The following is a 24,322-nucleotide window of genomic DNA, read 5'->3' on the forward strand; positions in this document are numbered from 1 at the left end:
CGCGCGGCGGCCGGAGGCATGGGAGGCCGAGGGCCGGTGCGGTGCGGCACCGGCCCTCGCGTGCATCGCCTTCTACAAGGCGACGAGCTGCCATTCCTGGCTGGTGCCGCCCGTGTTGGGCGACTGGACGATCGAGGCGCCGTCCGCGGGGGAGGCGTCCTTGACGTCGGCGCACCAGCCGTTGCCGACGTTGACGATCCGGTAGTAGCCGGTGGAGGCGGGTACGAGTTGCCACCACTGGTTGCTGCTGCCGGTGTCGGTCCACTGGTCGAGGGCGGCGCCTTGGGCGGAGCCGCCCGGGCTGTCCATGACCTTGCCGCTCTTGACGTTGGCCAGGCGGTACGAGCCGTCGGTGTTCGGCAGCAGCTTCCACTGCTGGTTGGCGCCGGTGCTCTGCGGCCACTGGATGAGGGACCCGCCGTCGGCGGTGGAGCCTCCGCTGACGTCCAGGACCTTGCCGCTCTTGTGGTTCACCAGCCGGTAGGTGCCGAGGTCGGCGGAGAAGGGGCGGTCGTAGATCTCCAGGTTGCGGATGGAGGCCCAGATACCGGTGGGCAGTCCGGTCACCGTCACCCGTACGTAGCGGATCTGGGCGCTGAACAGGGCGGCCTGTACCTGGCTGGTACTGGTGGTGCCGGTGCGATCGGCCAGCATGGTCCAGGTGGCGTTGTCCGTGGAGCCCTCAATCTTGTACTTGTAGTTCGTCGCGTCGAACTCCCAGGCGATTCGCGCGCCGGTGACCGCCTTGGCCGACCCCAGGTCCACCGTCAGCCAGGCCCCGGTGTTCGAGTTGTTGGCGCACCAGCGCGTCGCGGTGGAGCCGTCGACCGCCTTCGCCGCGGTGTTGCCCTTGGAGGACTCCTGGCTGCTCGCCGTCACAGTGCGCCCCGCTGCGACGTCGGCCGGCTGCACCGTCCGGTCCAGGGTGACGCCGACGACGCTGTCCTCGGGGTTGCGGGTGCGGTTGATCCCGGTGACCGTCACCGTGCCGTCCGCGTTGGCCGTGTACGGCAGGTCGGTGCCGGCCGCGACGTCGAACACGCGGGTGACCTGGGCGTCCCCTAGCTGCTGGGTGGTGAAGCTGGTGCCGCTGTAACCGGGCAGCAGGTGGACGTAGAAGGTGCTGTCCTTGCAGGTGTAGCCGTACTTGCCGTCCACGGGGTTCCACGGGCCGCCGCGGGTGGCGTAGACGGCCTGACCGTAGGTGGTCATGAAGGAGCCGATCTGGCGCAGCAGGCTCGCCTGCCCGGAAGGCACGGCGCCGTGCCGGTCCGGGCCGATGTTCACCATGGCCGTCATGTTCCGGATCCAGCAGTTGACGAGAAGGTTCATGGCGGTGCTGTAGCTCATGACCTTGCCGTCGGAGTTGTAGCCCCAGGTGGTGCCGACGGTGAAGACCTTCTCGGTGACCTTGCCGGTGCGGATGGCCCCGCTGGGCACCGAGGGGCCCTCCTCGCTGGCGTAGTCGCCGATCCAGCCGGAGCGTGAGGTGGCGACGATGTCGGGCTGGTGCGCGCGCACCATGCCCATCAGCCCGAGCGGCTTGCCGCTGCTGTCGGTCTCGCCGTACGTGGAGTCCACCGGCCACTGGTTGGCGGTGTCCCGCAGCTGGCCGGGCTCCCAGAAGAAGGCGGCGTCGGCGTCGCTGCCCTGCTCCGCGATCCAGCCGCCGTCCCACCACAGGTCGTCGATGACGCCGTACTGGGTGACGAGCTCCTTGATGGACTCGTACACCTCGGTCTTCATGATCCGCGCATTCTCCTTGTGCGCGGGGTCGGTGGTGTAACCCCACGGGTTGGTCGCGCAGTTGGTGCCGGTGACGTCGTAGTAGCCGGGGTAGCGCCAGTCGATGGGCGAGTAGTAGAGACCGACCTTCAGCCCTGCCGCCCGGGTGGCGGCGACGTAGTCCTTGACGAAGTCGCGGCTCAGGGGCGCCTGGCCGGAGTTCCAGCTGTTGGGGTGGTTCAGCGGCCACAGAGCGAAGCCGTCGTGGTGACGGGTGGTCAGCACCGTGTACTTGGCGCCGAAGTCCTTGGCCAGTTGCGCCCACGCCGTCGGGTCGTAGGCGTCCGCGGTGAACTGCTGGCTGGTCGCGTCGGTGACGTACTTCTGGTAGTCCGCGGGGGTGACGGGTGCGTTGTGCATGTACCACTCGCCCTTGGCGGGACCCGCGAAGACACCCCAGTGGATGAACATGCCCAGCTTGGCGTCCTGCAGCCACTGGACCTTCGCGTCGGGCTGCTGCTCGAGGCCCATGTCGGACTTGGGGATGCGCAGCGGGACCAGGGGCAGGGGCTGGGAGGAGGAGGTGGCGGCCTGGGCGGTACCCGCCGCGAGGGTCGGCGTGACGACGGCGGCGACCGTCATGGCCGCCATGCCCATCAGCACTCTTCGTCGAGTGAGCGGTTCTGACAAGGGGGTTCTCTCCTGACTGTCCACAGGACAGTACGGCCGTGCTGCGGCTCAGCGATCGGCCCGAAATGATCGAAGGTCATCCGATGAATGACGGGTACACCGGGGGACCACACGGGAGATGCACACCGCACTGGATGACGTTGAATGTATTAAGGACTAGAGGTCAACGTTCGTCCAGGGGTTAGACGAAGGTTGAGCGGAACCGACAGGTCCGCCCGAGTAGCCAGGAAGCCAGGAAGCCAGCGATTGGCAAACATCGGACTTCTCGCTCTTGACGCGGCCATGCCTCGCTTCTACCGTCCTTCAACGGGACCGCACACAATCAAACATCCACTTCAGGACCGTCGTTGAGGAACCCGATGCTCCGACGTACCCTCACGCTCGTACTGGCCGCCACGATGAGCGTGTTCGCCTTGCTGGTCACCGGATCGCCCGCTCAGGCCGCTCCGGTCACCGTGACCAACGCCACCCAGTTCACCGACACCGCCGGCGCCGTAGTGCACGCCCACGGCGGTGGAGTGATCAAGGTCGGCTCCTCCTACTACTGGTTCGGTGAGAACCGCAATCCCGACAACACCTTCAAAGCCGTCTCGGTCTACCGCTCGACCGACCTGAAGACCTGGGAGTTCCGCAACAACGTCCTGACGCAGAGCAGTGATCCCGAGCTGGCGGTCGCCAACATCGAGCGCCCGAAGGTCATCTACAACAGCACGACCGGCAAGTACGTGATGTGGATGCACAAGGAGAACGGCAGCGACTACACCCAGTCCCGCGCCGCTGTCGCCGTGTCCGACACCGTCGACGGCGACTACACCTACAAGGGCAGCTTCCGCCCGCCCACCGGCACCACGTCCCGCGACATGACGCTGTTCAGGACGACGACGGCACCGCCTACCAGATCACCTCCGCCAACAACAACGCCGACCTGCAGATCTTCAAGCTGAGCGCCGACTACACCTCCTACGACAGCCTGGTCGCCAATCCCTGGCCGGGCACGTTCCGCGAGGCTCCCGCGCTGTTCAAGCGGAACGGCGTCTACTTCATGCTCACCTCCGCCAACAGCGGCTGGAAGCCCAACCAGCAGAAGTACGCGACCGCCACGAGCGTCACGGGCCCCTGGACCGCGATGACCGAGGTCGGTGACGACACCGCCTACGGCTCCCAGACCACGTTCGTGCTGCCCGTCCAGGGCTCTCAGGGCACCTCGTACCTGTACATGGGCGACCGCTGGGGGAACTCCATGGGCGGCACGGTCAACGACTCGCAGTACGTCTGGCTCCCCCTGACCTTCCCCACCAAGACCACCATGGACCTGCCGTGGTACCCGCAGGTCGCCATCGACACCGACGCCGGCACGATCACCGGGGTGGGCGGCGGCCCCTACTACAGGCTGATCGCCCGGCACAGCGGCAAGTGTCTCGACGTGTCCGACAACTCGGCCGCCGACAGCGCCATCGGCATCCAGTACACCTGCAGCGGAGGCCTCAACCAGCAGTGGCGGCTGCAGGACGCGGGAGACGGGTACGTGCGCGTCCTCGCCCAGCACAGCGGCAAGTGCCTGGACGTCTCGGGCGCCTCCACGGCGGACGGCGCCTATGTGAACCAGTACCACTGCGGCGCCGGCACCAACCAGCAGTGGAAGTTCCAGGACCAGGGCAACGGCTACTACCAGCTGGTGGCCCGGCACAGCGGCAAGTGCCTGGACGTGGCGAACGCGTCCACCGCCAACGGCGCCCGGCTCATCCAGTGGACCTGCGGGACCGGCACCAACCAGCAGTTCCAGCGTGTGACCGCCTGACCTGAGACAAGCCCGGCGGGTGGCGGCCGACCGCCGCCACCCGCCGGGCTTCGTGCCGTCCTCTCCACCGGGCCGCTACACGTCGGCCATCACGATGATGTCCAGGACGCGCGGCCCGTGCACGCCCTCCACCCGGTCCAGCTCGATGTCACTGGTGGCCGAGGGCCCGGACACGAGCGTCAGCGGCCGGCAGGGGTCCAGGCGGCGCAGCGCCTCGGGCACGTCGGGAGCGATCTGGCTCGCCCGGACCACGCAGATGTGCTGGTCCGGCAGCAGCGTCAGGACCCTGCGTCCCTGGCCAGGACCGTGGTCGAGGATCACGGTCCCAGTGACGGCGATGGCAGAGGCGACGACGGTGATCACGGCGTCCGCCGCGTCGAGTTCACCCAGCGTGAGCGGTGGGACGTCCTTGAGCAGCGACCACGGCCCCTCGGGGACCAGGTCCTCGTCCAGGTGCGGCGGCACGACCACGGACCGCGCTCCCGTGCGTGCCAGCGCACGCCGGACGGCGGCCGCGGTGTCGCCCATCGGTACCCGGACCACCGTGGCTCGGTACTCCGCGGCGCGTTCGGCGAACAGCCCGACGATGTCCGGCCCCACGTGGTCGGCACGACGAGCCGGCGGGATCGCGTCGTGGGGGCTCTCGGTGCCGGGCACGTCTCTCAGTGCCTCCAGCACCGCGCTCAGGACACTCTCACGGCCGCTCATCCCGTTTCCTTCTTTCTCTTGTCGTATGGCCGTCGTCTCGTGTCGGTTCTCGTACGGCGCCACCAGGCTCGCAGCGTTTCCCGCGCCGGTAGGCGTGTCACGGGTGGCGGACCAGCGTGTAAGGGGACCTGGCAGGAAGCCGATCCGGCCGTCGCGGGCCACCAGCCGGGCGCCGAGGGCTGCGAGCCGCTGGGCGGCTGCCAGACGCTTCGGGGAGGACAGCACGGCTCCCGCGGCCTTCATCGCCAGCGCCTCGGGGGTGGGCAGCAGCCGGGCCGCACGCTTCGCCTCCACTGCTTCGGCGCGCAGATGGACCAGCACCTCGGGGATGTTGATCTTTATGGGGCATGCGTCGTAGCAGGCGCCGCACAGGGTCGAGGCGAAGGGCAGCGAGGCGGCGTTCTCGACTCCGACGAGCTGCGGGGTCAGGACGGCGCCGATCGGGCCGGGGTACACGGAGCCGTAGGCGTGGCCGCCGGTGCGCTCGTACACCGGGCAGACGTTCAGGCAGGCCGAGCAGCGGATGCAGGACAGCGCCTGGCGGCCCACCTCGTCGGCGAGGGTGGCGGTGCGACCGTTGTCGAGCAGCACCAGGTGGAACTCCCGGGGGCCGTCGCCCTCGGTGACGCCGGTCCACAGGGAGGTGTTGTACGGGTTCATGCGCTCGCCGGTCGACGAGCGGGGCAACAGCTGGAGGAAGACGTCCAGGTCGGCGAAGGACGGAAGCACCTTCTCGATGCCCATGACGGTGATCAGGGTTTCCGGCAGGGTCAGGCACATCCGCCCGTTGCCCTCCGACTCCACGACCGCGATCGTGCCGGTGTCGGCGGCGGCGAAGTTGGCGCCGGAGACGGCCACCTTGGCCCGCAGGAACTTCTCCCGCAGATGAAGCCGGGCCGCTTCGGCGAGGTCGCTCGGATCGTCGGTGAGCGTGTCGGGGGCGGGTCTGCCCCACTCCCCCCTCTCCCGCCGGAAAATCTCCGTGATCTCGGAGCGGCCCCGGTGGATGGCCGACACGAGGATATGGGACGGGCGGTCGCCGTCCAACTGCACGATGAGCTCGGCGAGATCGGTCTCATACGCTCGGATGCCCGCCTCGGCGAGCGCCTCGTTGAGGCCGATCTCCTGCGTGGCCATCGACTTGACCTTGACGACCTCGCGCTCACCGGTCGCCCGCACCAGGTCGGTGACGATGCGGTTGGCCTCGGCGGCGTCCGCAGCCCAGTGGACTGTTCCCCCGGCGGCGGTCACCGCCTTCTCCAGCCGCAGGAGATGGCGGTCGAGGTGCCGTAGGGTGTGGCGCTTGATCACGGCGGCTCTCTCGCGCAGTTCCTCCCAGTCGTCCAGCTCAGCGGCGACCGCCAGCCGCTTGTCGCGGATGGTGCCGGTCGCCCGGCGCAGGTTCGCCCGCAACCGGGTGTCGGCGAGCGCGGTGCGCGCCGCCTCGGGGAAGGCCGGGGTGCCCAGCCACACGACGTTGTCGGCGCCGCTCACCGTGCGTCTCCTTCCGTGGCGGCCAGGATCTCGGCCAGGTGCCTGGTCCCGACACCGGTGCGCAGACGGGACAGGCCACCGCCGATGTGGGTGAGCCCATGGACACCGCCCGACAGCAGGAACGGCTGCTGCCGCTGCGCGAGCGGCGTAGGGACGCCACCCAGCGGGAGATCGCGCAGTGTGCGGCCGCCCTCTTCGAGAGCCACGGGTTCCAGGCGACCACCGTCGAGGAGATCGCCGACGCGGCCGGCCTGTCCCTGCGCACCTTCTACCGCTACTGCGACTCCAAGGAGACCGCGCTCAGCCCCCTGCTGACCGACTGCGTCAGCGCGTTGGAACATGCCCTGACGAGTCGGCCGGCAGGACAGCCCTTCCCCGAAGTCGCACGCGACGCGCTGTTGCACGCCTGCACCGCCATGGACGACGCCTCACGCCGCCGGCTGATCCGCGTCATGCTGGCCGAACCGGCGCTCACGGCATGCCTTCTGGCCACCAACCGCCGGGCTCAGGACCAACTCACCCCTGTCATCGCCGCCCGCACCGGAGCCGACGAGAACGCGCTGCGTCCCCGCCTCCTCGCGGGGCTGCTGGTCAACACCTCCGCCACCGCCATCGAGTACTGGGCGCTTCACGACGACGCCGGCGCCCTCGACCGTGTCGCGGCCGACGCCTTCGACGCCGCGGCCGGGGCATTCTCCGAGTGTGAGGCAGTGAGGGCGTCACGGGCATGCGGCGCCGGGACGGCGGGTGTGGGCAAGCCCACCCGCCCTGCTGCGCTGTCCGTCAGCCCTGGCATCGGGATTGCTCCAGTCTCGGCCGGTGATGATCGAACTTCGTGACCTCAATGACGACGACACACCCGCCCGGCACCTGGCGACCCACCTCAACAGAGGAATGGCCCGCGCAGGGTGGAGGATCGCGCGCCTGGGCACCCGTCGCACACACCGAGGACGTGGGCTCGCGGCAACGCTCTTGCTTCGTACTTCGCACGCGTGCGCCGCGGACGGCCTGACAGCGGTCGGGCTCGAAGTGGCCCCCGAGAACCACACCGACCCCTTGACGATCTATCTGCGCACCGTTTTTCGCGGTGACGGCGCGACTCACCGAGTACCGGCTCGCCGAAGGCTGAGGCGGGATCCGGGCCCAGTCACGATGACTCGCGGTTTGAGGAATGCCCCGGCGCCCTACTGATCGAGGGCCCGCGCCACAGTGCGCTCCCCCGGCGCGCCGTCGGCGAACCCGGATCTCATGTCGTGCCGGGTGAACCGAACTCCTGTCCCCAGTATCCGGCGTGCACGGCCGCCGCGTCCTCGTACAGGTACGGCCCGGACACCTCCACCGTGCTCCCCCCTGCCTCGAAGACCCGGCGACACGGCAAGTCGAGCAGTGGTTCGCTGGGGTCCGCCCCCGCGAGAACGTTCAGCTCGGCGGCCGCGAGCGCGTACACGACTCGGCGGACACCGCTCCAGTAGACGGCGCCGGAGCACATCGCACACGGTTCGGTACTGGTGTACAGAGTGGCATCGACGAGCTGACTCGGTTCCAGCGTCCGCGAGGCCAACCGCACCAGGTTGGTCTCCGCATGTCCGGTGAGGTCCCGTTCCGTCAACACCGTGTTCTCGGCCGTGAGCAGGACGTTTCCTGTCGAGTCTGTCAGCAGCGCGCCGAACGGATGGTTCCCGTTCCCGCGTGCCCGGGCCGCGAGCGCGATGGCCGAGAGCAGGTGAGTTCGGTCCAGATCGGTCAGCTTGTTCGGCGATGGCGGCATGACGCCCTCCTCATGGTTGAACCTGAAGGGAGGTTATACGTATGACTTCGTCAGCGCCAGGGTCTTGACCTTCACCGAAAGCCTGCGGAAGCCACAGGCCCACGACCGCGAAGACTCACGAAGCTGTCAGTTTTTCACCATGTCATGTCGTCCTTGTACTCAAGGAGACCCACATTCTGACCATAGCTTTGAGCCTGTCAGCCCGGCCAAGACAGGGAGCCGGGTGACGGAATCCGGAAAGGACGACACGCGATGGACTCCGTGGAGCGCATACCACTGACCTACGCCTTCGATGCCTACTGCGGCTGGTGCTACGGCTTCGGCCCGGCCCTGCACGAGTTCGCCGCCGTCAACGCGGACCGGATCGAGCTGCGGGTGCTGTCCGGCGGCCTGTTCACCGGTTCGCGCGCGCTGCCGGTGTCGGCCTACCCGCACATCCCGGGCGCCAATGACCGCATCGCCGAGTTGACCGGCGTCTCGTTCGGCGACGGCTACCGTGCCGCGCTCGCGGACGGCACTGTCGTGATGGACTCCGCCGATGCCGCCACGGGGCTGGTCGCGCTGCGGAGCCAGCCGGGCGCGAACGCCCTGGATGCCGCTGCCGCGATGCAGCGTGCCTGGTACGTCGACGGCCGCAGCCTCTCCGACGTCGAGGTCTACCGGGACCTTGCCGTCGAGCTGGGTCTGGACGCCGACGCGGTGGCGGCGGCGTATGACTCGCCCCCCGCCCGTGCCGAGGCGGCGGCCGATGTCCTCAAGGTGCGCCGCCTGGGCGTCGACGGCTACCCGACGCTGCTGCTGCACACCGCACACGGCACCGACCGTCTGGGCGGCCCCGTCTCCTCGGCGGACGCCCTCACCCGCGCCCTGGACCAGCACCTGGCCGCCGCCACGGGCGCCTGAATCCACCCCATCCCCCTGCAACACCTTGAAAGCCCCCGCAACGCCCTGAAAGGCCATACCACCATGTCGACCACCCTGACCTACACCGTCCACACCGCCGGCGACACCGGCCTGCACAAGTCGTCCGTCCTGATCACCGGCGAGCGCGAAGCCCTGCTGGTCGACGGCCAGTTCACCCTGGCCGAGCAGCACCGGGTGCTGGCGGACATCATCGACAGCGGCAAGGAGCTGACCACCGTTGTGGTCACCACCTCCGACCCCGACTACTACTTCGGCCTCGAAGTGATCCGCCAGGCGTTCCCCGACGCCCGGATCGTCGCCACCGCCACCACCGTTCAGCGGATCAAGGCCAGCTGGGAAAAGAAGCTCAAGACCTGGGCACACCTGGGCCGGAACCTGCCCACCGAAGTGATCATCCCCGAGGTGCTGGACGGGGACCGCGTCAGCATCGAGGGCCATGACTTCGAGCTCCGCGGCGGCCACCCGGACCTGGTGTGGCGCACCGAGTACCTGTGGCAGCCCGAGGACCGCGCGGTGGTGGGCGGGGTGCTGCTCTTCGCCGGCCTGCACGTGTGGACCGCCGATACCCCCACCACGCGTGAGCGGGCCGCCTGGGCCGAGACGCTGGAGGAGATGGAAGGGCTCGCCCCGCGCTTCGTGGTGGCCGGCCACCGGTCCGCCGACTCCGCCACCGACGACTCGGTGATCGCCTGCACTCGCGCCTACCTCGCCGAGTTCGAGAAGGAACTGGCCGCGAGCGGCAACGACGCCGAGGCGCTGAAGGCCGCGCTCCTCGAGCGTCACCCGGACCTGGGCCTGCTGGTGGCCCTGGATCTTGGTACCAAGGTCGCCACCGGCGAGATGACCTGGGGCTGACCGATGGTCACCTCCACCCGTGTGTCCGCGCGGCGGGCCACCGGGACGGCATCCGGCGACGACGCCCGCGGAGCCGGGAACGCGGAGAGGCCCGCGGCCCAGGGCGGCACGACCGCCCGGGCCGCGGCCGCCGCGGAGTTCGCACTCACCGGCGGCGTGCTGTTCGTCCTGGTCACCGCCGTCCGATGGGTGATGGCCTCCCCGCTCAGCCAGACCCTGCCAGAGCCCCACCTCCAGCTCACCGTCGTGGCCGTGATCATCGGGACGGCGCTCGCGTGGGCGCTGTCCTCCCCGTGGGGCCGTTATTCCGGGGGCCACCTCAACCCGGCCGTCACCCTTGCCCTGTGGGTGGCCGGTGTCGTCCCCGGCCGCCGGGTGCTTCCGTACGTCGCCGCCCAGCTCGCAGGTTCCCTGGCCGGCACCGGCCTGGCCCGCCTCGTATGGGGCCCGGTCGTCGGCGATCGTATGGACTACGCCGCGGTCCGGCCCGCCCCCGCCTTGTCGGCCGCAGCCTTGTTCACCGCCGAAGCAGCGGCCACCGCAGCGATCCTCGCCATCGCCCTGCTGCTGATGTCCCGCCCCGCGTGGACGCGCTGGATCCCGCTCGCCCTGCCTCTCGCCACCGCCGTGGTCATCGTCACCCTCGGCACCCTCACCGGCGGGTCCGCCAACCCAGCCCGGCAGTTCGGACCCGCTCTCTGGACCCACCAGCCCGTCTACTGGTCACATCTGTGGATCTATCTGACGGCACCGCTCGCAGGGGCGGCCCTCTCCGCCCTGGTCACCCGGTACCGGGCACATCGCTCCCGCCGCTCTCCGCGGAGCGGCCCCGCACGGTGGCACGGAAGGCGATCGGAGACTGACCGGTGCGCTGCTGGAAGTACTTGCTGAAGTTGGTGGCGCTGGTGAAGCCCAGCTGCGCCGCGATCCGGGACGCCGGCAGGTCGCCGTGCGCCAGCAGGCGCTTGGCCTCCAGGATCACCCGTCGGTCGATGAACTCCTTCGCTCCCACCCCGGCGCCGGCCAGCGCGGCCCGGGAGAGAGTACGGGGCGAGTAGCCCAGCGCCTGAGCGTAGTCCTCCAGGCGGCGTGTGCGGGTGAAGTCGCGTTCGACCGCGTCACGGAAGTGGACGAAGGTCTCCCCCGGCTCCGGGGCCGGGCTGCCGACCGCCGCGGTGCGCTGCGAAAGGCGCAGCACCAGGACCGCCAGCAGGTGGCGCAGCACCGCCACGTGGGCTTCCAGCGGAATGCCGCGCAGCGCCTGGAACTCGAGTGCCAGATGATCCACCGCCACGTTCAGCGCGTGGGCGTCCTCGGGGTCGGGAACCTGCAGCACGGGTGCGTGCTGATCGTCCACACGCCCTGCGGCCACGGTGCCGGGATCAAGGAATTCGCGCTCGAAGAGGACAAGCGTGCCCTCGGCCTCGTGCAGCTCGCCCCACTGCTGCACCTGGCCGGGCCGGACCCACAGCCACGACCCCGGTTTGAGGGCGTAGCCGGTGAAGTCCACCGTGTGCCACAAGGAGCCGCTGGAGAGAGTGATCAGGTGGTGGAACGTCGGCCGCTGAGGTGTCCGCAGTCCCACCCTGACCATGCGGACGGCGGCCCGCTCCCGCAGTTCGGCCAGAGACATGACCTCGACGCCGGTCGGAATGCCGACCGGCGGAGCAAAGCCGACGTCCGCGATCTCACGCGGCCCGTCCTGTCGTTTTCTCGCCGTCACCAGTAGTCACCCGTGTATGGAAACGAAGCCTGTCCACCTCTCATTGTGAAGGGTGGCCGGACTGCGGGGGCACCGCACCGGGGGCAGCGGTGCGCATGCGAGGCGCGAGATCCAGCAGGGCGGCCGGAGCGTCATGGAGCAGCAGACGGAGCCGGAACCCGTCCGGATACACGTCGGCGTCCTCGTCGTCGCTCTGGACCGTAGCGGCATCGGAGAGGACCTGGAGCAACATCTTCAGTTCCCGGGGAGACGCGTCGACGAGCAGTTGCGCGGCCTCTTCGACCAGGATCGTGTAGGGAAGGGCGGGTGGTGGCCCATCGGGGTCGGAATGCCACAGCGCCCTTTCGGAGACGCAGTCGTGGAAGGCGTCCCAGTTGCGGCCGAAGTGGGCGGGGAACTCCAAGGCTCTGGCCCACTCGGTGAACAGCCCGGCTTTGGTGCGGCAGCGGTTGCCGCGGACCACCGCTGCGACGCCCTCCCCAGGGAGGTCGTGCGAGGTCAGATCTGCCCAGTTCATGGCGCGATTCTCGGTGAGGGTGGCGGGGGGTGCCAAGTCGGCGGGTGGGTCACGTGTGTCTGGCCCACCCCGCGGCAAGGGACACCGCGGGGTGCCTGTTTCGTCGGGTGCTCGGCCCGACATGACCCTTGTGATGCGAGGCTGGTCCTGTGATCAGCTCTTGAGCGCGGCGATCAGAGTCAGCGCTCCGAGCAGGAAGGCCCCGAGCTGGGTGAAGATCGAGTCGCCGGTTTCGTCGGCCTGGCCCAACGCCTCGTTGTTGTTGGTCTCGAAGTCCGGATCCTCTATGGGCGGGAAGACGGTCGGGTCCGGTGTTCCGCCGTGGTCGCCGCCCGCGGGCGGATCGCCGGCGGTCTCTTCCGCGACCGGGGCGAGGGAGTTGTCGACGGTGAAGGTGTTGTCCGGAACGGACGGCTGGGCGTCGTCCACGTCGGGGAGGTTCTGGTAGGCGTAGAGGTGGAAGTTCGCGTAGTGGTCGTCGGTGAAGAAGATGAAGCCGTTGGTCGAGTCCCTGACCACACGGCGGGCGTTGCGCGGCGTTCTCCGGGTCGCGCGGAAATCGACGTCGTACTCGTTGAAGGTCGGCGACATCGCGCTGGGGAAGTTGGCCTGGATGAACGCCGTGAGCTGGCCGTCGCGGTCCCCGTAGTTGCCGCCGCGGTAGATGAACCCGACGTTGCCGTTCTGGTCCTGTTCCGAGGAGGTGGCCTTGTTCGTGGGCCACGCCTTGGTGTCCCAGAACGCGACCATCTTCTCAAGGTCCGAGGGGAAGGTGAAGCTGTCGCCCTTGTCCGTGGCGGCGCTTGCTCTGTCCTGCGACTGAGGGGCAAGCAGGGCGACTCCGCCGAGAATCGTCGCCAGCGCCAGGAAGAACGCCAGGAATTTTCCGCTGAGCCAGCGTGAACGGCGTTTGTGGCGACGGCCATTGGCCGGCTCGGAGGTCGATGCACTTTCTGGGGTCATGCAGACAACTCCTCTGTGGCAGCCCCTCTGCGGGGGCGTAGGAGCGTCACGGACGGTCGGTGTCCGACATGACACCACCCTCCGGACGAGGTACCTCCGGTGGTGTCCCCCCTGTGATCCACCGTGGCCTTGAGTCTGCTCAGGAACCGCGGACCCGCACCAGAGGCAAACATCCCTACCTGTAGGTAGGAGCGCGGCCCGGTCATCGGTGAGTGCGGGCGGGCTGGTCATCGCCGGTGAAGTGGGCCGTCCACCGGGCCGGGCCGGCCCCGTGGACGGGCTAGGATCCGCGGCGGCGCGCTCCGCCATCCGGCGGGCAGCACCCGCTTGGCGCCCGACTGGCCGACCAGCCGGGGGGCTGCATACCCGACGGGTACGGACGCGCGACCGGCGAGGTCATCCCTCCCGCAGCGCTGCTGTGGCGCTGAATCGACCCCGGGTCGTCCTCTGCGCCTCGCCGCACGACCGGCAGTGGTGGTGGGATCGATCGACCTGCCGGGTGCGACGTGACCGTGGGACACCGCCTCCCGGCGGCCGGCTGGTCGTGGATGCCCCGGGGCACTCCCGAACCTTCCCGCTCATGGCATCCCTCGGGGTACGCCGTCACCTGCTCGGCTGGCGGCGCAGCCCCAAGCCGGTCACTCTCGGACGCGTCCTTCAGGCACTTGACGGCGATGCCCTGGACCAGGCTGTGGGCGCCTGCCTGGCCGACCGGCACCGCCTCACCGCGTCCGCGGACATGCCCGAGACCCGATCGCGGCAGATCATCGCCGTGGACGGCAAGGCCCTCACGGGCTCAGCCCGCCTGGCCGCGCCGCGGCGCCACCTGCTCTCGGCGGTCACCCACGACCGCGTCGCCACGATTGCCCAGGTCGAAGTCGGTGCGAAGACCAACGAAGTGCGCCACTTCAAACCCCTGCCGGCACCGCTCGACCTCGCCGACACCGTCGTCACCTTCGATGCCCTCCACTAGGTGAAGGCCGACATCACCTGGCTGGTCGAGACGAAGAAGGCCCACTGCATCGCCGTCATCAAGACCAACCAGCCCACCGCCTACGCCCAACTCGCCGCCCTGCCCTGGACCTCGATCAAGGTCCAGCACACCGCCTCCGCCACCGCCCACGGCCGCCGCGAGTCCCGCTCGATCAAAACCTGCGCTATCGCCGACAACCTCGGCGGCATCGCTTTCCCCCACGCCCATCCTCGGAGCCGACAACATCGCCAAGACCACCCGCGCCATTCGCCACGAACCCGAACGAGCACTCGCCATCCTGGGCATCACCAACAACCCAGACACTCACGGAACTTGATCAGCCCTGGCGGGGCTGGGATGGCACACGGAATGCTAACGAGTTACCATTCGATGCGGACGTAGACAATATTATTGGAGCCGGGGTCGCCACTGATCGTAATCTTGTAGTGCAGATCAACGGCGGCGGGCACGGCAAACGACAAGCCCACATCATCGGTACCGTTCGTATCCGTTTCTTGCCTATCAGCGTAGGTTGCGCCCTGGTCATCCTCAGACCATATTTCGACGCTGATATGTGTTACGTATGCGCTAGAGAATGAGAACGATACAGAGATCGAGCTTTGATTGACAATCTTACCGTCAACAGGAGTGAAGCTCGACATTTGAAATGACGAAGTAGACATGATCTCCTCGCTAACTCCGGACGGGACCGCCATTTACCCCAGGCCCACCGTCTCGGGAACTCCACAGTACGGGAAGCCAGGGGATTAGGTGCTTATCGCCAACCATGATCATAGTGCTGCGAGTGCCGACATCCAGGATCGGCGCAGTTATGACCAGTCAGAGTCAAATATGGAGAATCGGACTCCTGCGATTCCTTCTGGATTTTCACCGGTTCCGCCTGAGCAGGCTCCGCCCCCTTCCGCTGAAAGGAAATAGCGGGCGCGCGTCGGAAATGGGGTATGTCCCTCATCGTCTTGCTCCAAATCCCAATTGATAAGCTGCGTCTCTTGTCCCCCTGGCGCGATCGAGCCGAAAGTCCCCTCAGCGAAATTTCCGGTCCCAAAGGGAGCTGCCGTAAGTCGTACTGTGCCGCCCGTGGCGATAGTACGACTTGATTTGTTGAATATCGTTGCCAGGATCGTAGCGCTGGACGCGTTCGAGTCCACTACAGCCGCGTCGATCTCTGTCATTGCGCATCTCCAATCTCGCGTTTCTCAGCTGGTAGAAACCCATGCCCTTGTTGGCGCGTAGCGTCCGGCCCATCGATCGCCGTCGAGACCTCCAGGCAGTCGCCCACCGGTCATCTCGCCGATCGTGCCGCGGTCGGTCAACCGTGGAGAAACTGGTATCCGATCCACACTTGGATCCGGGTGAGTCCGTTCAGGTTCAGTCCTGTGTCGAACTGCTGTTGCGGGATTGTCACCTGCCAGCTTCCGCCGACGCCTCGTCCCCAGAAGGCCAGCGATGTGGGGGGGGCGGTAAGGGGTGGGTCATCGCCGAATCCTTCCTCGGGCGGCAGCAGCGGCGTCGTCTTAGCGTCGCGGGTGCTGACCTTGGGCAGCAACCACTGGGTCGTCACGCTCTTGTCGGGCCGCCGCTGTTGATATTCGCCGTCGTGGCGTATCTCGCAGGAGACCACATTGTCGGGATGCGCCGCTCCGACGAGCGCCAAACGGATGATTTTGGTCTTGGCGTCGAAATGGTCGTCCGGTACGTCGGCGACCGGATCGGCCGTAAAAGTGAACCGGTGCAATGACTTATTTCCAGGATGAGCCATATGGCCGGTTCCGCAACTTCGCGCAACCATGCCACTCGGTTTTTGTCAACCTGGTTGAGAACGGCGCGAGTTGGCGTTGGTGCTGTGAACCGCAGGTAGTGGTGTGGGTGATGCGCCGGTGCGGGAAGTACGTGGGGGACATCCCGTATCTCCCCGTCGGCGACGGTCAGTTCCCTTGTCCGGCGACGCTGCTGGACCTGCACTCCAAGCGACTGGTGGGCTGGTAGATCACCGACCCATATGCGCACCGAACTGGTCATCGACGCCCTCAGGACGGGAGCCACGGCCCCAGCTTCTCCAGCCCGGCAGGGATAGAGGAAGCTGCAACAGCAGGCACCGGACGTCCTCGTGATCATCTGGCTTCGACACCACAATGATCACGAACCCCCGTGCCTGCTCTGCCATCCGCCCCTACCGGCCTGATCGTCAACCCTCCACGCAAGCACGGAACTTGACGGAGCCCTGCGAACGTTCGCCGTCGTCGGAATCCTCAGATTGCAGGAGCCGAGAAATACCTGTCCAGCAAATGACACCTCCGACACCAAGATCAACGGCGGTGCTTGAAGCCCGCCGACCTGGCCCGGGGGTACATCCGGGTCTTCGTCAAGTGTTCCGGAGACTGAGTCCTGGTCACCTCACCGACCCAACTGCCCTCCGCCTGAGTGTGACGTCCGTCGGCCGGACCACGTCCGAGACGGCCACCCCCGTGCGCCGCTCATGTTCTCACCCGCTACCGCACCGAGGGAACGCACCCGGAGGATCCAGCGCCGGGAGCAGCTGCTGGAGGGTCACTCGTCGTTCACCCACCGCATGAGCCTCTGCAGGGGATAGAAGCCGTCGTGGGAGAGGCCCGGCGGCATGCCTCCCGCCCTGCCGAGGGACACCACGCGCTGGACCCCGGCGCAGGCGAGAGCGTCGCGCAGTTCCGCCTTGCGCGGGTCGGGGTACACACCCACCGTCTGCGTGGCGACACCGGCGTGTGCGACGGCGTCGGTCAGCGCGGCGACCGGGACGACGTTGACGATCTTTCCGTCGGGGTGGAAGTCCACCGGCTCCGGGGAGCGGATGACCAAACCCCGGCCGTCGTACCCGCCCCACACCCGGTAGTCGGGCGCGAGGGAGCGCAGTACGTCGATCTCCTCGCGGAGTTCCGAGGCCACCCGCGGGCCACCCGCCGAACTGAACTCCCTTGCCACGCCCAGGTGTTCGCACAGCAGAGCCGCATAGCGGTCGACATCCTCCCGCGAGCCCTCGACGAACTGGAAGCGACTGGCCACGCAGGCCTGCTGGTTGAAGAACGAGGCGTCGGCGGCGCCCGCCTCGGCAGCCCGGGCCAGGGCCTCCGGGGACGCGAAGGCCTCGCGGCCGACCAGTGAGATGGACGTCTTGGGGTCGAAGGACACGAGCTCGAATCCCGGGCCGACGTACTTCAACGCGCCGCGGATGGTGGCTTCCCCGCCCCAGGCGACCAGCTTGTCGAAGAACTGGGGGCGGAACAGCACGCTCTCCACCGCCTCGTCGCCGCCGCGCCAGTACACGGCGGAGAACGAGCGCACCACGGGGTGGCCGGGAGCCACCGCGGCCATGGTGCGCAGGATCGCGGTCGCGGTGAACAGGTCGTTCGAGGGCAGCTTGAGGAGGTGGACGCCCTTGGTCAGGGCGCCGCGCACGACGGACATCGCGGCGACACCGGGTGCGTTGCCGGCGATGATGTGCACCAGACGTGGCGGGAAGGCGCGCGTGGCCGCGATCCGGTTCTCGGGCAACCGCACCTCGCGCCAGCCGTCGAGCACGTCCGCTCCGCCGAGTTCGTGGTCGATCTGGGCGTACAGGCCGGGGCGTTGAAAGCTGCGCCACAGCACGGCGTAGGCGCGTTCGAGCACCTCGGCGGGGAGCGGGCTGACGCGGACCACGCGGTCCAGGGCCTCGGCGAGAAGGCCGTCCCGGTCCGCCTTCAGTGCCTCGCCCGTCTCCACCAGAAGGTCCACGACCTCCGCTGTGGGTACGTGGAAGGCGGGCCCTGGTTCGGTGCGGGGCCACACGAGGCGGTCCAGGTCGAGGGCCGGTGCGGTGAAGGCGGCGCCGGGGCGGCCGTGGCCGACGCGGGGGCCCTCGTCGGCCTCGCCGCGGATCATGTGGACGACGGCCACCGGGCCTGCCGCGGTGCTGTCGAGGGTCGTACCGCTCATCCGTGGATCATCCCCCGCACATAGGAGTCGAGTGTCGCGGCGCAGGTGATCTTGTCGTCGCCGCCGAGGTCGCCGTAGCGCTGGATGTCCGGCAGGACGGCCGGTCCCGATCTGCCGCAGTCGCACGGCGAGAAGTCGACGAAGACCCGGTCGCCGCTGATCAGTCCGCCCCAGCGGCCTTCCAGGGAGATGTCCAGGAAGGCGAACCGGCCCTCGACAACGCCGTGTTCGGGGTTGAGCAGCGTCTCGCCCTCCTGGTCGAGGACCAGCGGGATCACCCACGGCGGCACGTGGTAATTGCCCTTTTCGCAGGCGAGGCAGGAGCCCTGCAACTCCGTCATGCCGTAGCTGCGCACTCGCCTTACACCGTCGTAGAAGGCGGCGAACTGTTGCTGGTAGTCGCCGGGCAGCGCGCGGCCCTTGTTGCCGCCGCCGCTGAGCACCAGTGTGTCCGGATGCAGGCTGCCGTCGGGGACGCCGCGGGCGCGCAGTGCCTGGATCAGAGCGAACTGCTGGTTGTTCATGCCGGCGATCAGCAGCGGTTCGTCGCGGTGTGCGGCGATGTCGTCGACGATCCGGGTCACGGCCGAGTCGAGGTCCTTCTCGCGGGCCTCGGACGTGCTCTCGAAGGAGCTGATCTCCTGCGGGGTCGCGGTGCCCTCGGCCATCCGGCGGCGCAGCAGGGCGCTGCTCATCAGCTCGGACACCCGCAGCGGGTCCTCGGTCAGCAGTTGTGTCTCTCCGGGGCGGGCGAAGACCTCGGCGTGCCATCGGAAGCCGTCGATGGATCGCATCGGGCCGCTCGCCGGGGCGAGGAGGTAGCCGCGTCGGGTGGGTTTCGGCGGGAGGGGATCGGGCCAGCAGGTGAGGTGTTCCAGGACGTCGTGCAGGAAACTCAGGTCGTTCGCATCGCAGTTGAGGAAGGAGACCTTTCCGGAAGTGCCGCTGGTGATGTACGGGCGGTGGCCGGCGGCCGTGATGCGTTCGGTCCACTCGTCGATGTCACGTACGCCGTCGACGTCGACGTCTCCCGGTTCGACCGCCGAGACGGTCGTGTACCAGCGCAGGAGCCGGTCCCAGCGGCCGGCGGTGATGAGGGAGACGGGGTACGACTTGTAGCTGGTGTGCGAGAAGAGGAGGGGGACCAGGTCACCGAGGCCCGTGACCTCGCGGATGCCGGTCTCCTCCGCGCGGGTGCGCAGCAGCGGGATGCGCTCACGGTGGGCGGCGAAGGTTTCCCGTGCTGCGTCGAGCTGCAGCTCCACCATGTCTTCGGCGGGTTGGTCGAACGTGTCGCCGGACAGGACCAGGGATCGGATCTGCTCACGTGCGCTTGCCACAGCACCCACCTCAATCAGTTGCATAAGTTGTCTTTTCCGCAGTTGCCTTTGCGGCGAGGTACGACGACTCGATCGCGTCCAGGTTTCCGCGCAGATCCTTCGGGGTGCCGGCCATGGTGATGCGGCCGCGTTGCAGCACGTACACGCGGTCCGCGATGTCGAGCACCTTGCGCACGTGCTGTTCCACCAGCAGCGCGCCCAGGCCGCGGTCGGCCGCTTCGCGTACCGCGCGCAGCAGGCGGTCGACCACCAGCGGGGCGAGACCGAGGGACAGTTCGTCCGCGAGGAGCAGCTTGGGGGCACGGCACAACGCGCGTGCCAGTGACAGCATCTGCTGCTCGCCGCCCGAGAGCATGCCCGCGCCGGTCTTCAGGCGCTTCTCCAGTTCCGGGAAGAGGTGCAGGGCCTGCTCGGTCGCCACCCGGCCGACGCGCAGGTTGTCCTCGGTGTGCAGGCGGGTGAACACCGTCCGCTCACCGACGTACGCCAGGCCCTGGCGGGCGCGGCGGTGCAGCGGTGCGCGGGCGGCCTCGCCCAGCCAGCGCACCTCGCCGTCCATCGGGGTCAGGTCGCCCGACAGCGCCCGGAGGGTGGTGGTCTTGCCCGCGCCGTTGGCCCCGAGGAGGGCGACGACCTCTCCGGGCCGGACCTCGAGGTCGAGGTCGTGGACGACGGGTTGGGCGCCGTAGCCGACGGCCAGGGCGCGGGCCTCGATCAGGGGTTGCCCGGTGTCGTGCACGGACGTTCTCCTTCGGTCAGCCGGCCGGGACGGCCGTCAGCACCTTGCGGACGTCCACGAAGGTCGATCCGGACTTCGCCCACTCGATCTTCCCGTCGCGGATGGTCAGTTCGGTGGCGGTGGTGTTGTGGATGCGGTTGAGGCCCTTGATCGGCAGGGCCGTCGACGCCTTCCAGGTCAGCGGCGGAGTCAGGCCGCCGGTGTTGATGCCCTGCGTGGTGTTCAGCTCCTGCACCAGGGATTTCGCCGAGATCGCCGACAGGTTCTCGACGGCCTCGGTGAAGACCTTGAACGCCACCCAGGTCGTCTCGTCGGCGCCGTTGGAGGTGTCGAGGTCCTTGGTGCCCGAGGCGGCCTCGGTGAAGTCCTTCCAGGCCTTGTCGGAGACCGGCGGGAAGTAGCCGGTGATCGCGGCGCCCTCCAGCGGACTGCCGCTTCCCCCGGTGCTCGCGGCCAGTTGCGGCGTGAGGTTGCCGACGACGCTGCCGAGCTTGGTCTTCGCGCCGGACTGGACGTACGACTTCACGAACAGGCCCGAGGCGGTGCCCAGGATGACGCTCACGCAGTCGCTGCCCTTCGTGGCGGCGGCGACCTGAGGGGCGAGGTCGGTGGCGCTGAGCGGCACCTTGATGTCCTTGGCCGGCGGCCCCCCGGCGGAGGTCGCGCCGAGGGTGAGGAACTGCGAGACGATGGCGGCGGCCGCCAGGTCGTACCGAACGCCGGAGATCTTCTTGCAGCCCTGCTCGACCAGCTGTCGGCCGTGGGCGGCGAACACCACCGGGGTGCCGCCGTTGACCGGGAACGACAGCGGGTTGGAGAACTCCGCCGCCGAGACGCCGGTGCCGCCGAGGTAGGGGATGCCGGCCTTCTGCAGGATGGGCATGTAGCGGTCGCCGGCGAGGCTGTACGACCCCACGACCGCGACCACCTTGTCGGCGACGGCCTGCTGGGCGCACTTCTCTGCCTCGTCGGGGTCGTTCTTCTCGTTGCAGGTGAGCACCTTCAGCGGACTGCCCTTGATCCCGCCATGGGCGTTGATCCACTTCTCGTACGCCTGGGCGGTGAGCCGGACCCCGGGCTGGGCGCTGCCCTGGGTGTTCTCCGGCGCCCAGACCATCACCTTGACCGGCGTGCCCTTCAGCGACGAGGTCTCGGCCGAGCTGTCGGAGGCCTGTCCTCCACAGCCGGCAGCGAGCAGGGTTCCGGTGACCGCGAGACAGGCCGCTGCGGCCTGTCTGCGTCGGCGTGAGTCGTTCATGGTTCCTCCGCGGGGCTCGTCATCGAGATGGCGAACAGCATGGGGTGCGTTTTTGGGTTAGTGAAGTACTCTTGGCACAATTATTTAAATAAATGTGCTGTCTGGCTGACCTCTGGAAGGTTCCCCCGATGGACGACATCCTGCGTTTCGCCCTGCTCGGCCTGGGGCTCGGCGCCCTCTACGCCCTCACCGCGCACGGCATCGTGCTGGTCTACCGGGGCTCCGGCGTCCTGAATCTCGCGCACGGCGCGATCGGAATGGCGGGCGCCTACGCGCAGTGGGAGCTCGCCACCAACCACGGCATGCCGTATTGGCCGGCCGCCGCGTGCGGAGTGCTGACCTCCGCGCTGCTGGGCGTGCTCACCCACCTGCTGGTGCTCCGACCGCTGCGCCGGGCGTCCACGCTGGCCAGGCTGGTCGGCACACTCGCGGTGTTCCTCGTGCTGACCGCCGTCGCCGTCAAACGCTACGGCGACAGCCTGCAGTTGGTGCCGGGCAAGCTGCCCACCCGGCTGCTCACGTTCGCCGGGGCCACGGTCTCCGAGGACCGCGTCTGGCTGCTGGCCATCGCGCTCGCCGTGACCACCCTCCTGCATCTCCTCTACAAGCGCACCCTGTTCGGCCTGGGCACCACGGCGGTCGCCGAGAACGAGCACGCCGCCGCCTCGCTCGGCTGGTCCCCGGACGTGATCGCCACGGGCAACTGGGCCCTGGGCTCGGCACTCGCCGGCCTGACCGGCATCCTGATCGTCCCGGTGATCGGCCTGTCGGTGACCGGGCTGACCACTCTCCTGCTCAGCGCGCTGGCCGCCGCCCTGGTCGGCAGGTTCTCGTCGTTCCCGGTCACCCTGGCGGGCGGCCTGGTCATCGGTGTCGTGCAGTCCGAACTCACCCGCTTCGGCAGCGGCGTCACGGGGCTCGCCTCCTCGGTGCCCTTCCTCTTCATCGCCCTGGTACTGGTCGCGCGCGGCCGGGCGCTGCCGCTGCGCGGCACGTTCCTGGACCGGTTGCCGGCGCTGGGCACCGGACGGGTGCGCCCCGTGCCGTTGGCTGTCGCCGTCGTGGTCGGGCTGTTGCTGGTGAGCCGGTCCACACCCCTGTGGGCCGACGCGATCACCAGCACCCTGGTGCTCTCTCTGATCATCCTGTCGATCATCGTGGTAACCGGGTACGCGGGACAGGTCTCCCTCGCGGCGTACGCCCTCGCCGGCACCGGAGCCTTCATCGCCGGACATGCGGCGGCCGACTGGGGCTGGACGTTTGCACTCGCCCTGCCGGCAGGCGTGCTGGGCACGGTGCCGATCGGCCTGCTGTTCGCGCTCCCCGCGGTCCGCACCCGGGGCGTCAACCTCGCGATCATCACCCTCGGCCTCGCCACCACGCTGGAGGCGATGGTGTTCCAGAACACCGACCTGTCGACGACCGCCGGCAGTGACGGCATCGCGGTGGGCAAGCAGACCCTCTTCGGGATCAGCATCTCCGGAGTCGATCATCCGCAGCGGTACGCCGCCGTGGTGCTCGTGTTGTTCGTCGCCGCCACACTCGTGGTCGCCAACGTACGGCGCAGCAGAACCGGCCGCCGGCTCGTCGCCGTACGGGCCAACGAGCGGGCCGCGGCAGCCCTCGGCATCGACGTCCGCGCGACCAAGCTGTACGCCTTCGGCCTCTCCGCGGCCATCGCCGCGCTCGCCGGCGTGCTCACCGGCTTCCGCTCGACCTCGGTGGTCTTCTCCGACTTCGCCGGCTTCGACTCGATCACCGCGCTCGGTCTGGCCGTCATCGGCGGTGTCGGCTTCCTCGTGGGCCCGCTGTTCGGAGCGACGTTCGCCGCGGGCACGGTCGGGGCCCGGTTGGGGGACTGGGTGCTGCCCGGACTGAGCGAGTGGATGCCGCTGATCGGCGGGGTCATCCTGGTACTGACGCTGGTGGGCAATCAGGACGGAATCGGCAAGGAGGTCGGCAGGCAGGCGGCGGGCGTCCGACGCAGGGTTTTCCAGCAGCGCGCTGGGAGCGTGCGGGAGCAGGAAACAGCAGCCGTACCGAACGTCCCCCGCACCGCTCCGCTCCCCCTCCACGTCCGGGACCTGACCGTGCGCTACGGCGGTGTCGTCGCCGTCGACGGGCTCTCGCTGGACGTCGAGCCGGGGCGGGTCGTGGGTCTCATCGGTCCCAACGGCGCCGGCAAGACCTCCGCCATCGACGCCGTCACCGGCTTCACCCGGGCCGCGTCCGGCAGTGTGCGCCTGGGCGAGCGGGACGTGACCCGGGCGCCGGTGCACCGGCGGGCCTCGGCCGGCCTGAGCCGGTCCTTCCAGTCGCTGGAGCTGTTCGAGGACATGACGGTGCAGGACAACCTGTATGCGGCCTGCGACCGGCCCGGCCGATGGGCGTACCTCACGGACCTGATCCGTCCCGGAAGCCGCCCACTGCCCGCCCATGTGCTCGTCGCCGTAAGGGAGTTCGGCCTCCGGGACAGTCTGGACCGGTCGGTGGGCGACCTGTCGTACGGGGAGCGGCGGCTGCTGGCCATCGCCCGCGCGGTGGCGTCCTCGCCGTCCGTGCTGCTCCTGGACGAACCGGCCGCCGGGCTGTCGGACGACGAGACGCGCGAACTGGCCTACCTGGTACGGCGGTTGGCCGAAGACTGGGGCATGGGCGTCCTGCTCGTCGAGCACGACGTCGACATGGTCATGAGCGTCTGCGACCAGGTCGTCGTCCTGGACTTCGGACGGCGGATCTGCGCGGGTACGCCGGAGGAGGTGCGCCGCGATCCGGCGGTGCGGGCGGCCTATCTGGGCGACCTGGAGCCGGAGGCGCTGGCCTGAGCGCGGCCATGGCCTTGAGCCGGAGTCGCTCCAGAGCGCCTCCGGCTCCCGCC

Annotated in this window: 18 protein-coding genes and 2 pseudogenes; 8 read left to right on the forward strand and 12 right to left on the reverse strand. The window is 68.8% G+C overall.

Going from position 1 to position 24,322, the window contains the following annotated elements; genetic code table 11:
* Positions 1-72 precede the first annotated feature (72 nt).
* Entirely contained in the window at positions 73-2,415 is a 2,343-nt protein-coding gene (locus ACIBAF_RS14375; protein WP_399463499.1) for an alpha-L-fucosidase, read from the reverse strand.
* Positions 2,416-2,774: 359 nt separating this feature from the next.
* Here ACIBAF_RS14375 and ACIBAF_RS14380 point away from each other — a divergent pair.
* Positions 2,775-4,213, forward strand: a pseudogene (locus ACIBAF_RS14380) (RICIN domain-containing protein).
* A 75-nt stretch (positions 4,214-4,288) separates the two neighbouring features.
* On the opposite strand, the gene ACIBAF_RS14385 reads toward ACIBAF_RS14380, so the two are convergent.
* Both ACIBAF_RS14385 and ACIBAF_RS14390 read right to left on the reverse strand, forming a co-directional pair.
* Positions 4,289-4,921 carry a lactate utilization protein C gene (locus ACIBAF_RS14385; protein ID WP_399463500.1) on the reverse strand — a complete coding sequence of 211 codons (633 nt, stop codon included), beginning with the start codon at positions 4,919-4,921 and terminating at the stop codon, positions 4,289-4,291.
* Positions 4,918-6,415 (reverse strand): annotated as a pseudogene (locus ACIBAF_RS14390) (LutB/LldF family L-lactate oxidation iron-sulfur protein). Before ACIBAF_RS14390 ends, ACIBAF_RS14385 begins: the two are co-directional and overlap by 4 nt.
* Positions 6,416-6,453: 38 nt before the next feature.
* Between ACIBAF_RS14390 and ACIBAF_RS14395 the strand changes: the two are divergent.
* Together ACIBAF_RS14395 and ACIBAF_RS14400 are read left to right on the forward strand one after the other, a co-directional pair.
* Positions 6,454-7,254, forward strand: coding sequence for a TetR/AcrR family transcriptional regulator (locus ACIBAF_RS14395; RefSeq protein WP_399463501.1), 801 nt, complete (start codon positions 6,454-6,456; stop codon positions 7,252-7,254).
* A complete protein-coding gene (locus ACIBAF_RS14400) occupies positions 7,238-7,606 on the forward strand; it encodes a GNAT family N-acetyltransferase (protein ID WP_399463603.1) in 369 nt (122 codons plus the stop codon). Before ACIBAF_RS14395 ends, ACIBAF_RS14400 begins: the two co-directional genes overlap by 17 nt.
* Before the next feature lie 55 nt (positions 7,607-7,661).
* Here ACIBAF_RS14400 and ACIBAF_RS14405 read toward each other — a convergent pair whose 3' ends face one another.
* Complete coding sequence (locus tag ACIBAF_RS14405; protein ID WP_399463502.1) at positions 7,662-8,183, reverse strand: nucleoside deaminase; 522 nt, start codon at positions 8,181-8,183, stop codon at positions 7,662-7,664.
* 252 nt (positions 8,184-8,435) lie between these two features.
* Here ACIBAF_RS14405 and ACIBAF_RS14410 point away from each other — a divergent pair, with 252 nt between their 5' ends.
* The 3 genes from ACIBAF_RS14410 to ACIBAF_RS14420 all read left to right on the forward strand — a co-directional run bounded on the left by ACIBAF_RS14410 (position 8,436) and on the right by ACIBAF_RS14420 (position 10,853).
* Entirely contained in the window at positions 8,436-9,086 is a 651-nt protein-coding gene (locus tag ACIBAF_RS14410) for a DsbA family protein (protein ID WP_399463503.1), read from the forward strand.
* A gap of 63 nt (positions 9,087-9,149) precedes the next feature.
* Complete coding sequence (locus tag ACIBAF_RS14415; protein WP_399463504.1) at positions 9,150-9,962, forward strand: MBL fold metallo-hydrolase; 813 nt, start codon at positions 9,150-9,152, stop codon at positions 9,960-9,962.
* A 3-nt stretch (positions 9,963-9,965) separates the two neighbouring features.
* Complete coding sequence (locus tag ACIBAF_RS14420; RefSeq protein ID WP_399463505.1) at positions 9,966-10,853, forward strand: MIP/aquaporin family protein; 888 nt, start codon at positions 9,966-9,968, stop codon at positions 10,851-10,853.
* Here ACIBAF_RS14420 and ACIBAF_RS14425 read toward each other — a convergent pair.
* The 3 genes from ACIBAF_RS14425 to ACIBAF_RS14435 all read right to left on the reverse strand — a co-directional run bounded on the left by ACIBAF_RS14425 (position 10,744) and on the right by ACIBAF_RS14435 (position 13,165).
* A complete protein-coding gene (locus ACIBAF_RS14425) occupies positions 10,744-11,685 on the reverse strand; it encodes a helix-turn-helix domain-containing protein (RefSeq protein ID WP_399463506.1) in 942 nt (313 codons plus the stop codon). The two genes, ACIBAF_RS14420 and ACIBAF_RS14425, sit on opposite strands and share 110 nt — an antisense overlap.
* 40 nt (positions 11,686-11,725) lie before the next feature.
* Positions 11,726-12,202, reverse strand: a complete 477-nt coding sequence (locus tag ACIBAF_RS14430; protein WP_399463507.1) for a barstar family protein — start codon at positions 12,200-12,202, stop codon at positions 11,726-11,728.
* 153 nt (positions 12,203-12,355) lie between these two features.
* On the reverse strand, positions 12,356-13,165 hold the full coding sequence (locus ACIBAF_RS14435) for a ribonuclease domain-containing protein (protein ID WP_399463508.1): 810 nt from the start codon (positions 13,163-13,165) through the stop codon (positions 12,356-12,358).
* Positions 13,166-13,745: 580 nt separating this feature from the next.
* On the opposite strand from ACIBAF_RS14435, the gene ACIBAF_RS14440 reads away from it, so the two are divergent.
* Positions 13,746-14,138, forward strand: coding sequence for a hypothetical protein (locus ACIBAF_RS14440; RefSeq protein WP_399463509.1), 393 nt, complete (start codon positions 13,746-13,748; stop codon positions 14,136-14,138).
* Between the two features lie 1,330 nt (positions 14,139-15,468).
* On the opposite strand, the gene ACIBAF_RS14445 is transcribed toward ACIBAF_RS14440, so the two are convergent.
* The 5 genes from ACIBAF_RS14445 to ACIBAF_RS14465 form a co-directional block, all read right to left on the reverse strand.
* Positions 15,469-15,918 (reverse strand): hypothetical protein, encoded by a 450-nt coding sequence (locus tag ACIBAF_RS14445; protein WP_399463510.1) that lies wholly within the window; start codon positions 15,916-15,918, stop codon positions 15,469-15,471.
* A gap of 788 nt (positions 15,919-16,706) precedes the next feature.
* On the reverse strand, positions 16,707-18,107 hold the full coding sequence (locus tag ACIBAF_RS14450) for an acyl-CoA reductase (protein ID WP_399463511.1): 1,401 nt from the start codon (positions 18,105-18,107) through the stop codon (positions 16,707-16,709).
* On the reverse strand, positions 18,104-19,447 hold the full coding sequence (locus tag ACIBAF_RS14455; RefSeq protein WP_399463512.1) for a hypothetical protein: 1,344 nt from the start codon (positions 19,445-19,447) through the stop codon (positions 18,104-18,106). The genes ACIBAF_RS14450 and ACIBAF_RS14455 overlap by 4 nt, the downstream gene beginning before the upstream one ends.
* Positions 19,448-19,457: 10 nt before the next feature.
* The gene (locus ACIBAF_RS14460; protein WP_399463513.1) at positions 19,458-20,186 is read right to left on the reverse strand and encodes an ABC transporter ATP-binding protein; all 729 of its coding nucleotides are present in this window, start codon (positions 20,184-20,186) and stop codon (positions 19,458-19,460) included.
* Positions 20,187-20,202: 16 nt separating this feature from the next.
* Positions 20,203-21,444, reverse strand: coding sequence for an ABC transporter substrate-binding protein (locus ACIBAF_RS14465; RefSeq protein ID WP_399463514.1), 1,242 nt, complete (start codon positions 21,442-21,444; stop codon positions 20,203-20,205).
* A 128-nt stretch (positions 21,445-21,572) separates the two neighbouring features.
* On the opposite strand from ACIBAF_RS14465, the gene ACIBAF_RS14470 reads away from it, so the two are divergent.
* Complete coding sequence (locus ACIBAF_RS14470; RefSeq protein ID WP_399463515.1) at positions 21,573-24,269, forward strand: ATP-binding cassette domain-containing protein; 2,697 nt, start codon at positions 21,573-21,575, stop codon at positions 24,267-24,269.
* The last annotated feature ends 53 nt before the right edge of the window (positions 24,270-24,322 follow it).

The sequence above is a fragment of the Streptomyces sp. NPDC051677 genome, from assembly GCF_044453465.1.
Classification (GTDB): Bacteria; Actinomycetota; Actinomycetes; order Streptomycetales; family Streptomycetaceae; genus Streptomyces.

What these genes read in the sequence shown, in the direction of transcription:
- ACIBAF_RS14385 (WP_399463500.1), bottom strand. Translation starts at nt 4,921, where the DNA reads ATGAGCGGCCGTGAGAGTGTCCTGAGCGCGGTGCTGGAGGCACTGAGA.
- ACIBAF_RS14400 (WP_399463603.1), top strand. Translation starts at nt 7,238, where the DNA reads ATGATCGAACTTCGTGACCTCAATGACGACGACACACCCGCCCGGCAC.
- ACIBAF_RS14405 (WP_399463502.1), bottom strand. Translation starts at nt 8,183, where the DNA reads ATGCCGCCATCGCCGAACAAGCTGACCGATCTGGACCGAACTCACCTG.
- ACIBAF_RS14410 (WP_399463503.1), top strand. Translation starts at nt 8,436, where the DNA reads ATGGACTCCGTGGAGCGCATACCACTGACCTACGCCTTCGATGCCTAC.
- ACIBAF_RS14415 (WP_399463504.1), top strand. Translation starts at nt 9,150, where the DNA reads ATGTCGACCACCCTGACCTACACCGTCCACACCGCCGGCGACACCGGC.
- ACIBAF_RS14420 (WP_399463505.1), top strand. Translation starts at nt 9,966, where the DNA reads ATGGTCACCTCCACCCGTGTGTCCGCGCGGCGGGCCACCGGGACGGCA.
- ACIBAF_RS14430 (WP_399463507.1), bottom strand. Translation starts at nt 12,202, where the DNA reads ATGAACTGGGCAGATCTGACCTCGCACGACCTCCCTGGGGAGGGCGTC.
- ACIBAF_RS14435 (WP_399463508.1), bottom strand. Translation starts at nt 13,165, where the DNA reads ATGACCCCAGAAAGTGCATCGACCTCCGAGCCGGCCAATGGCCGTCGC.
- ACIBAF_RS14440 (WP_399463509.1), top strand. Translation starts at nt 13,746, where the DNA reads ATGGCATCCCTCGGGGTACGCCGTCACCTGCTCGGCTGGCGGCGCAGC.
- ACIBAF_RS14445 (WP_399463510.1), bottom strand. Translation starts at nt 15,918, where the DNA reads ATGGCTCATCCTGGAAATAAGTCATTGCACCGGTTCACTTTTACGGCC.
- ACIBAF_RS14450 (WP_399463511.1), bottom strand. Translation starts at nt 18,107, where the DNA reads ATGAGCGGTACGACCCTCGACAGCACCGCGGCAGGCCCGGTGGCCGTC.
- ACIBAF_RS14465 (WP_399463514.1), bottom strand. Translation starts at nt 21,444, where the DNA reads ATGAACGACTCACGCCGACGCAGACAGGCCGCAGCGGCCTGTCTCGCG.
- ACIBAF_RS14470 (WP_399463515.1), top strand. Translation starts at nt 21,573, where the DNA reads ATGGACGACATCCTGCGTTTCGCCCTGCTCGGCCTGGGGCTCGGCGCC.